Origin of the sequence: Brevundimonas sp. MYb52 (assembly GCF_002979535.1) — a bacterium.
Taxonomy (GTDB): Bacteria; Pseudomonadota; Alphaproteobacteria; order Caulobacterales; family Caulobacteraceae; genus Brevundimonas.
In genome coordinates, this window is record NZ_PCPB01000013.1 from 22,393 (window position 1) to 37,056 (window position 14,664).

General features: G+C 69.9%; 13 protein-coding genes. 10 read left to right on the top strand and 3 right to left on the bottom strand.

Annotation, left to right across the window (positions count from 1 at the left end):
- The first annotated feature begins 39 nt into the window (after nucleotides 1-39).
- The 10 genes from CQ039_RS13170 to CQ039_RS13215 all read left to right on the top strand — a co-directional run bounded on the left by CQ039_RS13170 (nucleotide 40) and on the right by CQ039_RS13215 (nucleotide 10,907).
- Nucleotides 40-1,599 carry a Do family serine endopeptidase gene (locus tag CQ039_RS13170; protein ID WP_105562420.1) on the top strand — a complete coding sequence of 520 codons (1,560 nt, stop codon included), beginning with the start codon at nucleotides 40-42 and terminating at the stop codon, nucleotides 1,597-1,599.
- A 66-nt stretch (nucleotides 1,600-1,665) separates the two neighbouring features.
- Entirely contained in the window at nucleotides 1,666-2,337 is a 672-nt protein-coding gene (locus CQ039_RS13175; RefSeq protein ID WP_105562419.1) for a response regulator transcription factor, read from the top strand.
- A gap of 21 nt (nucleotides 2,338-2,358) precedes the next feature.
- Nucleotides 2,359-3,777, top strand: a complete 1,419-nt coding sequence (locus CQ039_RS13180; RefSeq protein ID WP_105562418.1) for a HAMP domain-containing sensor histidine kinase — start codon at nucleotides 2,359-2,361, stop codon at nucleotides 3,775-3,777.
- A complete protein-coding gene (locus CQ039_RS13185) occupies nucleotides 3,777-6,677 on the top strand; it encodes a bifunctional [glutamine synthetase] adenylyltransferase/[glutamine synthetase]-adenylyl-L-tyrosine phosphorylase (protein ID WP_105562417.1) in 2,901 nt (966 codons plus the stop codon). Before CQ039_RS13180 ends, CQ039_RS13185 begins: the two co-directional genes overlap by 1 nt.
- 64 nt (nucleotides 6,678-6,741) lie before the next feature.
- Nucleotides 6,742-7,368, top strand: coding sequence for an EF-hand domain-containing protein (locus CQ039_RS13190; protein WP_105562557.1), 627 nt, complete (start codon nucleotides 6,742-6,744; stop codon nucleotides 7,366-7,368).
- A 63-nt stretch (nucleotides 7,369-7,431) separates the two neighbouring features.
- A complete protein-coding gene (locus CQ039_RS13195) occupies nucleotides 7,432-8,004 on the top strand; it encodes an RNA polymerase sigma factor (RefSeq protein WP_105562416.1) in 573 nt (190 codons plus the stop codon).
- Between the two features lie 16 nt (nucleotides 8,005-8,020).
- On the top strand, nucleotides 8,021-8,446 hold the full coding sequence (locus CQ039_RS13200; protein ID WP_233190136.1) for a hypothetical protein: 426 nt from the start codon (nucleotides 8,021-8,023) through the stop codon (nucleotides 8,444-8,446).
- Nucleotides 8,443-8,949: a periplasmic heavy metal sensor gene (locus tag CQ039_RS13205; protein ID WP_105562415.1), complete on the top strand. Its 507-nt coding sequence runs from the start codon at nucleotides 8,443-8,445 to the stop codon at nucleotides 8,947-8,949. Before CQ039_RS13200 ends, CQ039_RS13205 begins: the two co-directional genes overlap by 4 nt.
- A 150-nt stretch (nucleotides 8,950-9,099) precedes the next feature.
- On the top strand, nucleotides 9,100-10,407 hold the full coding sequence (locus tag CQ039_RS13210) for a serine hydrolase (RefSeq protein WP_158255981.1): 1,308 nt from the start codon (nucleotides 9,100-9,102) through the stop codon (nucleotides 10,405-10,407).
- Nucleotides 10,404-10,907 carry a MarR family winged helix-turn-helix transcriptional regulator gene (locus CQ039_RS13215; RefSeq protein ID WP_105562413.1) on the top strand — a complete coding sequence of 168 codons (504 nt, stop codon included), beginning with the start codon at nucleotides 10,404-10,406 and terminating at the stop codon, nucleotides 10,905-10,907. The genes CQ039_RS13210 and CQ039_RS13215 overlap by 4 nt, the downstream gene beginning before the upstream one ends.
- Before the next feature lie 67 nt (nucleotides 10,908-10,974).
- Here the strand turns inward: CQ039_RS13215 and CQ039_RS13220 are convergent, their stop codons facing one another.
- The 3 genes from CQ039_RS13220 to CQ039_RS13230 all read right to left on the bottom strand — a co-directional run bounded on the left by CQ039_RS13220 (nucleotide 10,975) and on the right by CQ039_RS13230 (nucleotide 14,570).
- Complete coding sequence (locus tag CQ039_RS13220; RefSeq protein WP_105562412.1) at nucleotides 10,975-13,377, bottom strand: HAMP domain-containing sensor histidine kinase; 2,403 nt, start codon at nucleotides 13,375-13,377, stop codon at nucleotides 10,975-10,977.
- Between the two features lie 111 nt (nucleotides 13,378-13,488).
- Nucleotides 13,489-14,067 carry a hypothetical protein gene (locus CQ039_RS13225; protein WP_105562411.1) on the bottom strand — a complete coding sequence of 193 codons (579 nt, stop codon included), beginning with the start codon at nucleotides 14,065-14,067 and terminating at the stop codon, nucleotides 13,489-13,491.
- Between the two features lie 89 nt (nucleotides 14,068-14,156).
- A complete protein-coding gene (locus tag CQ039_RS13230) occupies nucleotides 14,157-14,570 on the bottom strand; it encodes a CBS domain-containing protein (RefSeq protein WP_105562410.1) in 414 nt (137 codons plus the stop codon).
- Between the last annotated feature and the right edge of the window lie 94 nt (nucleotides 14,571-14,664).

Sequence of the window (14,664 nt, forward strand, 5' to 3'; positions counted from 1 at the left end):
GCTTTTGGAGCTCCGACTTTCAGGACTGCAAGGACGACGATGCTGAAACGCAAGGAGTTCATTCTGGGGGCGGCCGTCGGCCTGTCCTTCGCCGCTGTCGCGACGGCGGGCGGGGTGATCAGCTGGCCAGGGGCGCACGCCGCGCCCGCAGCCCAGGCTGCCGGACAACTGGTCCCCTCGGCTGGGGCCGCCGGACTGGCGTTTGCGCCGCCGCAGGGCGCGCCGCTCAGCTTCGCCGACATCTTCCAGCAGGTCGCGCCCGCCGTGGTGCAGATCGACGTCAAGACGCGGGTTCAGCGCCCGGCCGGCGTGCTGCAGATTCCCGGTTTCGGCGCCGTGCCCATCCCCGGTCGTCCGCGTGGCGGCGGTTCGGGCGAAGAGGGCGAGGACGACAACTCGACCACGGCCCTGGGCGCCGGTTCGGGCTTCCTGATCTCGGCCGACGGCTTCATCGTCACCAACAACCACGTCGTCGAGAACGCCGAGGAGATCAAGGTCAAGCTCAGTGACGGGCGTGAGCTGAAAGCGCGCCTGATCGGCCGCGACGAAGGCACCGACCTGGCGGTCATCAAGGTCGAGGGCGAGGCTTTCCCGTTCGTCAGCTTCGAGGAAACCGCAGCGCCGCGCGTCGGCGACTGGGTCATCGCCGTGGGCAACCCCTTCGGTCTGGGCGGCACGGCGACGGCGGGCATCGTTTCGGCCATGTCGCGCGACATCGATCCGGTCGGTTACAACGAATATCTGCAGATCGACGCGGCCATCAACCGGGGCAATTCGGGCGGGCCGACCTTTGACATCTATGGCCGGGTGATCGGCGTCAACACGGCGATCTTCTCGCCCACGGGCGGATCGGTCGGCATCGGCTTCGCCATTCCGGCGGCGACGGCCAAGAGCGTGACCGACAAGCTGATGCGCGGCGAGACGGTCGAGCGCGGCTATCTGGGCGTGCAGATCGTCAGCCTGTCGAGCGAGGCGGCCGCGGCTCTGGGCCTGCCCGAGAACACCAAGGGCGCCCTGGTCGGGGACGTCACCGCCGATGGTCCCGCCGACAAGGCCGGGATGAAGATTGAAGACATCGTGGTCAGCGTCAACGGCGAGGCCATCGACAGCTCGACCGAGCTGACCCGCCGCGTGGCCCGCGCCAAGGTCGGCGATGCTCTGCGTCTGGAAGTGCTGCGCGACGGTCGTCGTCAGACGCTGAACGTCCGCGCCGGTCGCCGTCCGTCCGAGGCGGAACTGCGCGCCGGTCTGGGTGAGGACGAGGGCGAACAGGCGGCGCCGTCGGCCGCGGCCGGTCAGGCCGTCGAGGGCATGACCGTGACGGCGATCACTCCGGCCCTGCGTCAGCGCTATTCCATCCCCGAGAGCGTCAATGGCGTGGTCGTCACCGCGGTTGAACCACGCTCCAAGGCCGGACAGATGCAGATGCCGGCGGGGACGGTCATCCTGCGCGCCAACAACCGCAGCGTCTCTTCGGCTGCGGATCTGAAGGCGGCGGTCGATGCGGCCCGGTCGGCGGGACGGCCCGGCGTGCTGCTGCTGGTTCGTGTCAGCGGCGGCAACAGCTCGGTCGTGCTGGAACTGTCCAAGTCTGAATAAGGCGTAACTCACGAGATCGGCGGCGATGCGCTAACATCGCCGCCGAATCTTTTTCTGGAGGGGCCCATGCGTATTCTGGTGGTCGAGGACGATGCCGAGGCGGCGACCGCGATGGTGCGAGGCCTGTCCGAGGCCGGGCACGAGGTGACGCACGCCGTGGACGGCGCCTTTGGTCTGCTGGAATCGCAAAAGGGCGGCTACGACGTCTATGTCGTGGACCGCATGATGCCGCGTCTGGACGGCGTCGGCATGGTCGAGACGGTGCGCAAGGGCGGCGATCAGACGCCGGTCCTGTTCCTGTCGGCGCTGGGCGAGGTCGAGGACCGGGTGACGGGCCTGAAGGCCGGCGCCGATGATTACCTGGTGAAGCCCTACGCCTTCGCCGAACTGATCGCGCGGGTCGAGGCCCTGGCGCGGCGTCGCGAGACCGGCGGGGTGCAGACCGTGCTCAAGGTCGGCGACCTGGAGATGAACCTGATCGGCCGCACCGTGCATCGCGGCGCGACCGAGATCGACCTGCAGCCGCGCGAGTTCCAACTGCTGGAGTTCCTGATGCGCCACGCCGGCCAGTCGGTGACGCGCACCATGCTGCTGGAGAAGGTGTGGGAATACCACTTCGACCCCCAGACCAACGTCATCGACGTCCACATCAGCCGCCTGCGCTCCAAGATCGACAAGGGCTTCGACAAGGCCATGCTGCAGACCGTGCGCGGCGCGGGGTATCGGCTGGAGGCGTAAGCCTCCCGCCGCCCGCCTGACGTGAAACTGCCCTCCCTTTTCAGGCGGACGCCGTTTCGGCTGACGCTGCTGTTTCTGGCGCTGTTCGTGGCGACGGCCAGCGCGGTGCTGGCCTATGTCTATGTCGCCTCGGCGTCGGAGGCGCGGGCGCGAGCCGAGGCCAGCGTGAAGGTCGAGGTGGACGCCCTGACCGCCATCTATCGCACGCGGGGCAAGGATGCGCTGAACCAGGCCTTGGTCGAGCGGGCCATTCGCGGTGGACCCTACCTCTATGTGCTGAAGGACGCGGCCGGAAAGATCGTTACCGCCAACATCACCGATGTGCCGGACGGCGTCTCCACGGGCGAGTGGGAGACCTTCCGCCTGACCGACACCGACGAGGACGGGCGGGTGCGCAAGCGCCAGTCCATCGGCCTCGACACGGCCCTGTCGGGCGGCGAACACCTGTTCGTCGGCGAGGACGTGGGCGACGTCGAGGCTTATCTGTCGCGCCTGACCCAGGCCCTATGGGGGGCTATGATCATGGTCCTGATCCTGGGCATCGGCGGCGGTCTGGTGATCAGTCGCCGGGTCGAGAAGTCGATGAGCGGGTTGAACCGCGTGGTCGCGGCGGTTCAGGAGGGCGACCTGAAGGTGCGCGCCCCGATCAGGAACTCGGGCGACGAACTGGACGAGCTGGGCCAGGGGCTGAACACCATGCTGGACCGGCTGGAGGCCTCGATGGCTTCGATCCGCCACGCCGGGGACGCCATCGCCCACGATCTGCGCTCGCCGCTGACGCGGATGCGGGCCAAGCTGGAGGTGGCGCTGATGGACGCCGACGCCGGCAAGGTGTCGGGGGTGGACGCCCTGGGCGTCGCCCTGGATGAGGCGGACCTGCTGCTGAAGACTTTCAATACGGTTCTGGCCATCGCCCGCTTGCAGGCGGGCGGGGCGCCCGATCCCAAGGTGTTCGACGCCGCTGAACTGGCCACCGACATGGCCGAGCTCTATGAGCCGTCCGGCGAGGACAAGGGGCTGGAGTTCTCGGCCGAGATCGAGAAGGGGCTGATGATCGAGGGCAACCAGCCCTTCCTGGCCCAGGCGCTGGCCAACATCATCGACAACGCCATCAAATATACGCCGTCGGGCGGGGCGGTGAAGTTCCGCGCCCGGCGGCGCTCGTCCGGCGAGATCGAGTTTTCCGTCACCGACACCGGGCCGGGCGTGCCGGACGAGGATCGCGAGCGGGTGCTGCAACGCTTTGTCCGGCTGGACAACAGCCGCACCGAGCCGGGCTCGGGGCTGGGCCTGTCGTTGGTGACGGCGGTGGCCGAGGCTCACGGCGGGCGGGTGCAACTGGATGAGGGGCCGGGGGCCTATGGCGGGCAGGGGCCGGGGCTGCGCGTGGCTCTGGTGCTGCCCCCAGCGAGCGGAACGGCGGGCGGGATGGCGAGCTGATGAGCGACGCTCTGGGGCTGAGGCTGAAGCCGTGCGGGCCGGTGCGCGATGCCGAGGCGGCGGCGCGTATCCATGAACGGCTGGTCGAGGCGGCGGACGCGCACAGCTGGCGCGCGACGCTGGACGGCGCCTGGGGGGCGCTGGAGCCGGTGTTTGCGGCCTCGCCCTATCTGGCTGGGCTGGCGCGGCGCTGGCCCGAGCGGCTGCGGCAGATCCTGGAGACGACGCCCGAGGTGCGGCTGGCCGAGATTCTGGCGGCGACCGACGCGATCGACGGCCCGGCGGACGAGGCCAAGGCGCCGCTGCGCTGGCTGAAGGCCGAACTGCATCTGCTGACTGCGCTTGCTGATCTGGGCGGGGTCTGGGATCTGGAGGCCGTGACGGGCGCCCTGTCGCGGTTCGCCGATGCGACGGCCCAGGCGGCGCTGCGCTGTCTGGCCCATGATCAGCGCCGACGCGGCAAGCTGATCTCGGCGGCGGATGATCCGCGCGGGCCTGTGCCCGGCCTGTTCGTCCTGGCCATGGGCAAGGGCGGGGCGTTCGAGCTGAACTATTCCTCGGACATCGACCTGTCGCTCTTCTTCGAGCCGGAGGCGCTGCACAGCGCGCTGGACGAGGGCGTGGAGGCGCAGAGTTTCGTCAACCGGCTGGCCCAGGGTCTGGCCAGTCTGCTGACCGAGCGGACGGCGGACGGCTATGTCTTCCGGGTGGACCTGAGGCTGCGGCCCGATCCGTCCTCGACCCCGCCGGTGGTCGCCGCGCCAATGGCCCTGGCCTATTACGAATCCGTCGGTCAGAACTGGGAGCGGGCGGCCTTCATCAAGGCGCGGGTCTGCGCCGGAGACGCGGTCGAGGGGGCGGATTTCCTCAAGGCCCTGGTCCCCTACATCTGGCGGCGCAGTCTGGACTATCAGGCTGTGCTCGACATCCAGTCGATCAAGAAACAGATCCACGTCCACAAGACTGGCGAGGGGCTGGAGGCGGCGGGCGCCAATCTGAAGCTGGGGCGCGGCGGCATTCGCGAGATCGAATTCTACGTCCAGACCCAGCAACTGATTCTGGGCGGGCGCGACAAGGGGCTGCGCTCGTCACGCACGCTGGAGGCGCTGGACGCCCTGACCGAGCGGGGCCATGTGACGCCCGAGGCGCGCGACGAGCTGGCCGCCGCCTATCATGAGCTACGGGCGCTGGAGCATCGGGTGCAGATGCTGGCCGACGAGCAGAGTCATGTCCTGCCGGTCGATCCCGAGCGCCGGGCCGATGTGGCGGCGCTGGCGGGCGAGGGGGATCTGGCGGCTTTTGACGCCGGGGTCGAGGCGGTGCTGGTGGGGGTCAACCAACGCTATGGCGAGCTGTTCGAGGGCGGCGAGGAGCTGTCGTCGCCCTATGGCAGTCTGGTCTTCACCGGGGTCGAGAATGATCCGGGGACGTTGGAGACCCTGAAGCGGATGGGGTTCTCTGAGCCCGCGACGGTGTCCGACACCATCCGAAGCTGGCACCACGGCCGCATTCAGGCGACGCGAACGGCGCGGGGGCGCGAGCTGTTCACCCGGCTGGCCCCGCAACTGCTGACGGCGGTGGCCAGGACCGGGGCGCCCGATGCGGCCTTCCGGCGGTTCGCGGTCTTCTTTTCCGGCCTGAGCGCCGGGGTGCAGGTGCAGGCCCTGTTCCTGAATCAGCCCAGGCTGTTCGATCTGGTGGTCGGGGTCATGGCCTTTGCGCCCAGATTGGCCCGCGCCCTGGGGCGTCAGCCGCAGGCCCTGGACGGTGTGCTGGACGCGCGCTTCATGACGGCGCTGGGCACCGACACCGGCCTGGCCGATCAGGTGGTGCGCGAGGCGCATGAGGCGGGGGATTTCGAGGGGGCCATGAACGCCGTGCGCCGCCTGCACCGCGAGCAGACCTTCCGCATCGGCATGCATGTCGTCACCGGGCGGACGACAGCCGAGCAGGCCGGGCTGACCAATACCTCCCTGGCCGACGCCTGCATGCGGGGCCTGGCCCCGGCGGCCCTGGCCGAGGCCGAGCGCATGGGCGGGGCCTTTGAGGGCGCGGTCGCCGTGGTGGCCCTGGGCAAGGCCGGATCGCGCGAGATGACGGCGGGGTCGGACCTGGACCTGATGACCGTCTATGCCGCGGCGCCGGAGGCGACCTCGGCGGGCAAGGGGTGGAGCGCGGACCTGTTTTATGGCCGGTTCACCCAGAGGCTGATCGCCGCCCTGTCGGCGCACACCGCCGAGGGCGGTCTATACGAGGTGGATATGCGGCTGCGGCCGACGGGGTCCAAGGGGCCGGTGTCGGTGCGGCTGGAGGCGTTGGACGCCTATTACGCCGAGGAGGCCGAGACCTGGGAGTTCATGGCCCTGACGCGCGGGCGCCTGGTCTGGGCCAGCGACGAGGCCTTTGGTGCGCGGGTCGAGGCGACGCTGGAGGCGGCGCTGCGGCGGCCGCGCCCGCCCGGCGTGGACGTGGCGCACGACGTGCGGGCCATGCGCGACCTGATGGACCGCGAGCGCCGGCCCAAGGGCTTCTGGGATCTGAAGCTGTCGGCGGGGGCGCAGGTCGACGCCGAGTTCGTGGCCCAGTACCGTCAGCTGTGCGCGGCGGCGGCGGGCGAGGCGCTGACGGTCTCGACGCTGGAGGCGCTGAAGGATGATCCGATCCTGGCCGAGACCTGGCGGACGCATCAGCAGTTGGGCCAGTTGATGGCCTGCGCCTTTGAGGACAAGGGCGACCCGGACGCCGAGCCTGCGGGCTTCCAAAAGCGGTTGGCGGCGACGGTGGGCGTGGCGGACTTCGAGACGCTGAAGGCGCGGTTGATCGACCTGCGGCTGCGGGCGCGGCGGGCGTTTGAGACGGCGCTGCCGGCTGTGCTGGATTCCAGCGGCGACGGAAACTGATCCGGGCGGCGTTCTATTTCTCGACAGGGATGTTTTCGGGCCTTGGCCCGTGGAGACCATCGAGATGAACAAGACCCTTGGCGGCGTCGCCGCTATCGCCATCCTGACCGTTTTCAGCGGCGTGGCTGTGGCCCAGACGGCTGCACCGCAACGCCCCGCGCGGGCGGCCATGGCCCAGCCGGTGTCGCAGGCGGACTTTGTCGCGCGCCGCGTGGAGCGCCTGCGCGCGGCTGACGCCAATCACGACGGCACGGTCACGGCAGAAGAAATGCGCGCCGCCGGTCAGGCCAAGCGCGCCGAGCGCCGCGCCGCCCTGTTCGACCGTCTGGACGCGAACAAGGACGGCTCCATCAGCCGCGCCGAGTTCGACGCGCCGCGCGCCGAAGGTCAGCGGGCCGGACGCGGCGAACGCGGTCCGCGCGCGGAGCACGCCGGTCGCGGTCATCGCGGCGGGATGCATCGCGGCGCCCAGCGCATGGGGCGGAATGGCGAAGGTCGTTTCCCCATCGTCATCGCCGAGGCCGAGCAAAGGGCGACGGCCAGCTTTACGCGCCTGGACGCCGACCATGACGGGACGCTGACCGCTGAGGAACGTCGCGCGGGGATGCAGGCCCGTCGCGCCGAGATGCGCGAGAAGCGCCAGGAACGCGGAGCCCCGGCGGCGTCGCCTTCGACGCCCGCTTCGGAGTAAGGAAGATGTCGGGGAAGGCGGTGCAGCCGTCGGCCCGTTTCGTGAACGGCGAAAGAGGCTGGATTGGCGAAGACCGCCGACCCCGACGAGGAACTGGTGCGGCGCGTGGGTCAGGGCGACCCCGCGGCGATCCAGGCCATGGTCGCTCGCAAGCTGCCGCGCATGCTGACGCTGGCGCAGCGGATGCTGGGCGACGCGACGGAGGCTGAGGACGTGGCGCAGGAGGCGATGCTGAGAGCCTGGCGACAGGCACCGCGCTGGACGCCGGGTCAGGCCAAGTTCGACACCTGGCTGCACCGGGTCGGGCTGAACCTCTGCTACGACCGGCTGCGGCGTCGGCGCGAGATCGCGACGGATGCGCCGCCCGACCGGCCCGACGACGGGCCAGGGCCGGATCGGGGTCTGCTGGCCATGGAGACCGGCGTGCGGGTCGAGGCGGCCCTGGCGAAACTGCCCGAGCGGCAGCGCGAGGCCATTGTCCTGTGTCACTATCAGGAACTGGGAAATATCGAGGCGGCGGGGCTGATGAATGTCAGCGTCGAGGCCCTGGAGAGCCTGCTGTCGCGTGGACGGCGGGCGTTGCGGACGGCGCTGGCCGATATGGCGCCGAATGCACAGAGAATGGCGAATGGGTAAGGCGGGGGCTGGAACCATGACGATGACGTACGAGCGGTTTGAATATCTGGCCGACGCCTATGGCGGCGACCTGCGGCGCTGGCCCGAGGCCGAGCGCGAGACGGCGCGCGACCTGATGGCGGCGGACCCGCGCGTGGCGGCCTTGCTGCGCGAGGCCGACGGACTGGACGCCCTGCTGGACGCCGCGCCGCGCCTGGCGGCGTCGCACGCCCTGCGTGAGGCGGTGATCGCCAGCGCGGCGGGAGCCGGTCTGCGCGCGCGTCGTCGCGGCCCTGGGCCTCTGGCCTGGCTGTCGGGCGCCGGATGGGCGGCCGCGGCCTGCGCCGGGGTGGTGTTCGGGGTCAATCTGACCAGCCACCTGACCGCCGATGTCCAGGCGGACGCGGTGCTTTATCAAGCCAGTCTGATCAGTGCGGACGACACGGAGGTTCTGGGCGGATGACGTCGCGCAGTTTGAAGATCGCCCTGGCCGTCTCGGTCGCCCTGAACGTCTTTGCGGCGGCCGCCGTCGGCGCCGTCTGGGTGGCGCGCGACAAGATCGAGCACCGCATCGCCGAGGCGCACAAGCCGGGCCGCAGCGAGCCGGTCTGGGACGTCATCGAACGCATGGACCCGGCGGTGCGCGACAAGGTCAAGGCGCAACTGCGCGCCGCCGCCATGCAGGCGCGGCCCGACTTTGACGAGGCGCGGGCGGCGCGGCGCGAAGCCATCGCCCTGACCGGCGGCGAGACCTTTGACCCGGTGGCGGTCGCGGCCCTGCTGGAACGCTCGCGCGCGTCCGAGGCGCGCGGCCGCTCGCGGCTGGAGACGGGGGCGGTCGAGACCTTGAACCAGCTGAGTCCCGCCGACCGCAAGGCCCTGGCCCCCATCCTGTCGCGCCACAAGGCGAAGCGGGACGCGCGCAAGCCCGAGAAGGCCGAGAAGCCGGTCGCCAATGTCGGCTGAAGTCAGCTGACGGTGGGGAGCGAGCGGGCACGCTGTTCGCCTGGTTAGTGTTTCGGCCAGAGTAAGCGTCGTCCGGGCTGGCGTTTCTTGCGATGCTTATATATGTAGGCACCTACATAAATGACGGGGGCGGTTTCAGTGAGCATTTGGATGACGCGGCGAGGGGTGATGGGCGCGACCGCCGGGCTGGGCGTCTTGAGCTGGGGCGGCCCTGGTCGAACGGGGGACAAGGGAGGCTCCATCGCCGCCCGTATGGACGCCGCCGTGGAACAGGCGATCATAGATTCAGATTTCTCGGGCGCCTTGATGCTGAAGCGTGGCGACCAGGTCGTCTATCAGCGCGCGGTGGGCCAGGCCGAGCGGGTGTTCGGCGCGGCAAACCGTATCGACACACGGTTCAACGTCGCCTCCATCGGCAAGATGTTTACAGCAACGGCGATCCTGCGTCTGGTGGAGCAGGGGAGGCTCGACCTGGACGCCCCGGCCCTCCGCTATCTGCCCGACTACCCGGCCCCTGCCATCGCCGGTCAGATCACGGCTCGCCAGATGCTGTCGCACAGCTCTGGCGTGGGCAACTACTGGGAGGCGATCGCGCAAAAGCCCTCCCAGGCCTTTGCCGAGACCCGCGACTTCCTACCCCTGATCGCCGACCAGCCGCTGGAGTTCACCCCCGGCGAGCGGCTCGGCTATTCCAATGGCGGCTATGTGATCCTGGGATTGATCGTCGAGGCCCTGACCGGCGAGACCTTTGCCGACCACATCCGGCGCACGATCTTTGAGCCTCTTGGCATGAGCGGTAGCGGCGACTGGCCGCTGGATGTCGTCGTGCCGAACCGCGCCGATGGCTATACCCGTGACGAGGCCGTGATCGGCGCCTGGCGCAACAACCTCTTCGTCAACCAGTTCAGGGGCGGGCCGGCGGGCGGCGGCTATTCGACCGTCGAGGACCTATCGACCTTCATCACCGCCCTGGGCGACGGCCGGCTCCTATCGCCGCAGATGTACGCCACAGCGACTACCGGTCTGTTCGACCTGGGCCGCGCGCGTTACGGTCTGGGGGTCATGGAAGAAACCATCAACGGTCATCGCATGGTGGGGAATACCGGCGGCCATTTCGGTATCGCCGGCGAGGTCTGGCGCTACGAGGATCTGGGCTACACCTTCGCCATGCTGACTAATGGCGAGGTCGACGGGTACTGGGGCATGAACATCGCGGTGAAGGATATCCTGTGCGGCCCGAGCCCGGCGACCGACGCCTATCATCTGGGCATGGCGATGACGGCGGCGGCGAGGGACGACAGCGTGGCGGCCGCCCGCGCCCTGTTCGATGCGAGGCCGCAGGGCCTGGAACCGCGCTCGGTCTTCGAGGTCGAGGCGGCGAAAGCCCGCCATCGCGGAAATCCGGACGGCGCTGAGCGGATCATGCAGATCGCCGCCATCGTCGAGCCCCCAGCATGACCGATCTGAAGGGCGGTCACGGCGCGGCCATCGGCGCCCAGTTGCGTCGTCTGTCGGAGCGGATCGACCGCGACGTGGGCCGCGTATACGCCCGGCTGGGCATCCGGTTCGAACAGCGCTGGTTCGGGGTCCTGAACCAGATCGTTCTGAACGGACCGATGACGGTCGGCGACCTCGCCGCCGCCCTGCGCATCACCCACGTCTCGGTCAGCCAGTCGCTGCGCTCGCTCGAAGCGGCCGGCTATGTGCGGGCGCTGCCCGACCCACGGGATGCGCGTCGCCGAAGGCAATCCCTGACCGTCGAAGGCGAGGCGTTGGTCGCCCGCCTGACACCCCTGTGGCTCGCCATGAATCTCCAGGCCGAGGCCCTCAACCGCGAGGCGGACGACGTCGCCGCGCGGCTGGATCGGCTAGATCAGGCCCTGGACCGCAGCTCCTTGCACGACCGACTGATCGCCGTGGTCGAGGTCATGGACAAGCCGGGCCGCAACGAGTCGTAGGCATCGGAATGTCCATCGGGGGCCGAGGGGGCGGCGAGCTATCTCGCGCTGTCATCCAGGGCAGCCGTCAGGCCGCTTGCGGCTGAACGCGCTGCACCGGCGCGCCGACCGGGGCCATGGCGCCTTCGGGGGCGCGGATGGGGAGGTCGAACCAGACGGTGGTGCCGTGGCCGGGTTCGCTTTCGATGGTCATGCGGCCGCGATGCAGTTCGATCAGCGACTTGGTCAGGGCCAGGCCGAGGCCGGTGCCCTGGGTGGTCTTGGAGTGTTGGCCCTCGACCTGCTCGAAGGGCTGGGCCAGGCGGTCCAGGTCGGCGGCGGCGATGCCGATGCCAGTGTCGGTCACCGAGACGCGGACATGATCGGCGTCATGGGGCGAGACAGTCACGGTGACGGCGCCGCCTTCGGGCGTGAACTTCACGGCGTTGGAGATCAGGTTCAGCATAACCTGCTTCAGGCCGCGATGATCGGCCTCGATCTGAAGCGCCTCGGGGGCGACCAGGCCGAGGGTCAGGCCGGATTCCATCGCCTTGCCGCGCATCAGGCGGATGGCGTCGTTGCACAGGCCGTTCAGGGACACGGTCTCATAGTGCAGGGTCAGCTTGCCGGCCTCGATCTTGGCCATGTCGAGGATGTCGTTGATCAGGCTGAGCAGGTGCTGGCCGGACTGGTGGATGTCGGCGGCGTAGCCCTTGTAGCGACGGTCGCCGAGGGCGCCGAACATCTCGCCGGCCATGATCTCGGAGAAGCCGTTGATGGCGTTCAGCGGAGTGCGCAACTCGTGGCTCATATTGGCCAGAAACTCCGACTTGGCCTGGTTGGCGGCCTCGGCGCGGGTCATGGCGACCTCATACTTGCGGGCCAGCAGTTGCAGTTTGACCTCGCGGTCCTCCAACTCGACGACCATGGCGCGCAGTTCGTCGGCGGCGCGGCGGCGCTCGGCCTCCTGACGACGGATGACGGTGATGTCGGCGGCGATGACCACGGTGCCGCCGTCGCCGGTGAAGCGTTCGGCCATCTGCAGCCAGCGCCCGTCCTTCAACTCAACCTCGCGCACGCCGGCGCGACCGCTGGCCGAGGGGTGCTCGGCCTTGATGGCTTCGGCGGCGATCAGGTTGAGGGCCTCCTTCTGGGCGCCCTTGCGGACCACGCCGGCGGGGAAGGCGAAGGCGTCCTGGAAGGCCTGGTTCCACAGGATCAGGCGGCCCTGGCGATCAAACAGGACGAAGGCGTCGGACACGCTTTCGATGCCGTCGCGCAGGCGGTTTTCGGCGGCCTGGGCCTGGGCTTTGGAGCGGCGGGCTTCGGTGATGTCCAGGGCCACGCCCAGCAGGCTGGTGAAACCGGCGTCGCGGCGGGCCTGGCGCGACTGACCGCGGGCGTCGATCCAGCGGATGCCGCCGGACTTGAGCGGCACGGGGAAGGTGACGTCGAAGACGCCGTCGGCCGCAGCCCGATCGAGGGCGTCGATCAGGGTCTCGCGATAGCGGGGATGGACCTTCTCGATCAGGGTCTGGGTGGTCAGGGCTTGACCGGGTTCGACCTCCAGCATGGCGGCCATGTAGTCGGACAGGACCACCTCGCCGCGCGCCAGATCCCATTCCCACACGCCGCAGCGCGCGGCCTCGACGGCGACGCGGAAGCGACGCTCGGTGTCGGCCCAATGGCGGCCCGCACGGGTCTGACGCCAGTTCTGCACCGCCAGGACGGCCAGCAGCAGCAGCACCAGCAGCAGAGGCCCGGCCAGCATCCAGGCGTCGTCGAGCCAGGCGGCCAGGCCGCCGGTCGCGGGCATGGCGGCGACGACGGCGTGGCCAGCGGCGTCCACGGGGGCCGAGGCGGTCAGGCGGACCTGGCCGTCTGCGCCCTTGACCGGACGGCCGGCGTCGGCGGGCGCCTGACCGGCGGGAACGATGCTCAGACCGGCGCCCGGCAGGGCGGTCTTGAGATCGGGCAGGGGGGTGCGGGCGGTGATCGTGCGGCCGTCGGCCAGCGGGCGACGGGCGGTCAGGGCGCCGTCATGCAGCGCATAGGCGGACGACGCGCGCCCGGCGGTTGCGGCCTCGGGGCCGGTCTTGCCGCCGGTCGCAGCGAGAACCCGTCCATCCTTGTCGGCGATGACGAAGGCGGCTTCGGGGGCGACGACGCGGGCGCGGTCCAGGGCCTCGACCGCCTGGGCCGGGCGTTCAGCCAGTTCGCGGGCGACGAGGGCCAGGGCGCGGTCGGTCAGGGCCAGGCGGGCGGTGATCTGGCTGGCGGCGAGACGGGCTTCCAGCGCCAGGGCCTCGACCTTGATCGCCTGGGCTTCACGATCGGGGCGACCGTCGTCGCGGATGACCAGCAGGGCGTAGGCGGTGATGACCAGGGCGATGGCGAGCATGAGGACGCGCACCCAGGGCATGTGGCCGCGCGCGGTGCGATCCGAAGCCCGTCGGCCCGGCTGGTAGCTGCGGCGCTCGGTGCCCTGCAAGCCGTCCCCTCATCCTGAAACAGACGGGGAATCTAGGCTGCGTCGCGGATTCCTGTCGAGGCCCGGCGTGGAAGGCTTTTCACCTTGCAGGCGAACCGGTGCAGGAAAGACTCAGGCGGCGTTTTCAACGGCCGTCGCCGGCGCGTGCGCGGGGTCGCCGGGGGCGGCCAGGACGTCGGTGATCTGACGCAGGACGTCGCGGGCGCGGCGGGCCAGGTGCAGGCTTTCCGGGGGGGCGTCGTCGGGGGCCTCGGACACGCTCTCGACCAGCTCGCGGGCCAGATCCATCAGATCGGGCGCGGCGGCGATCAGGCGGGACTGGAACTCGATGCGCTCGGGATCGCGGTCGTATTCGGCGCCCGGCACGCGCCAGCCGCCCCAGTCGGCCTTGTCGGTGACGACGACCGGGTAGGAGCCGGGGAAGGGATGGTGGGCGCAGTCGGCTGGTTCCTGCCACTTGTTGCGGGCGCGCAGCACGCGCCAGTCGCCCAGGACGGTGGCGGCGGCGTCCTCGGCCGGGAGTTGCAGCTCGGCGGCCTGGAACTCGCGGCCCAGACCGACCTCGTAGGTGATGCGGACCGGCTCGTCGAAGCCCTTGGCCCAGACAGGCAGGACCTTTTCGACCTGGGCCCAGGCGCCGACGCTTTCAACCCAGACCTTCTGGCCCTTCTGGAACTGCGCGCGCGCCATGCGGATTCTCCCCTGCGAAGGGCCAGCATGGCGCGACAGCCGTTATCGTCCGGTTCCGCGTCGTGGTTAGCGGGCGGTAAAGGCCGGGATCAGGTGGGGCGCGAGATCTCTTCCAGGGCCTCGCCGGCGTAGCGTTCCTTGACCCGCGTCGACAGGTCGCCCAGCGAGACCACGCCGACCAGGCGGCCGTCCTTGTCGACCACGGGCAGGCGGCGGACCTGGCGCGAACCCATCAGGTCCAAGGCGGCCTTCAGGTCGTCGTCGGCGCGGACGACCAGGGCGTCGCGGCTGAGGAATTCGACCACGCGCGCATTGGGGGCGGCGCCCGAGGCCACGGCGCGCACGGTGATGTCGCGGTCGGTGATGGCCCCGACCAGGTTTTCGCCGTCGGCCACGGGGATGAAGCCGAAATCGCCCGCCGCCATGCGGGCGGCGACTTCCTGCAGGGTGTCGTTGGGACGGGCCACCTGCACGTCCTTGCTCATCACGTCGCGGATTTTCATGGGTCTCTCCCTTGCCGACCGTCTGTCAGGCTTGACGGTAGGAACCCGCGCAAGGGAGGCCGGTTCCGGACGGCTGATCCAGGGAACGGCGGTC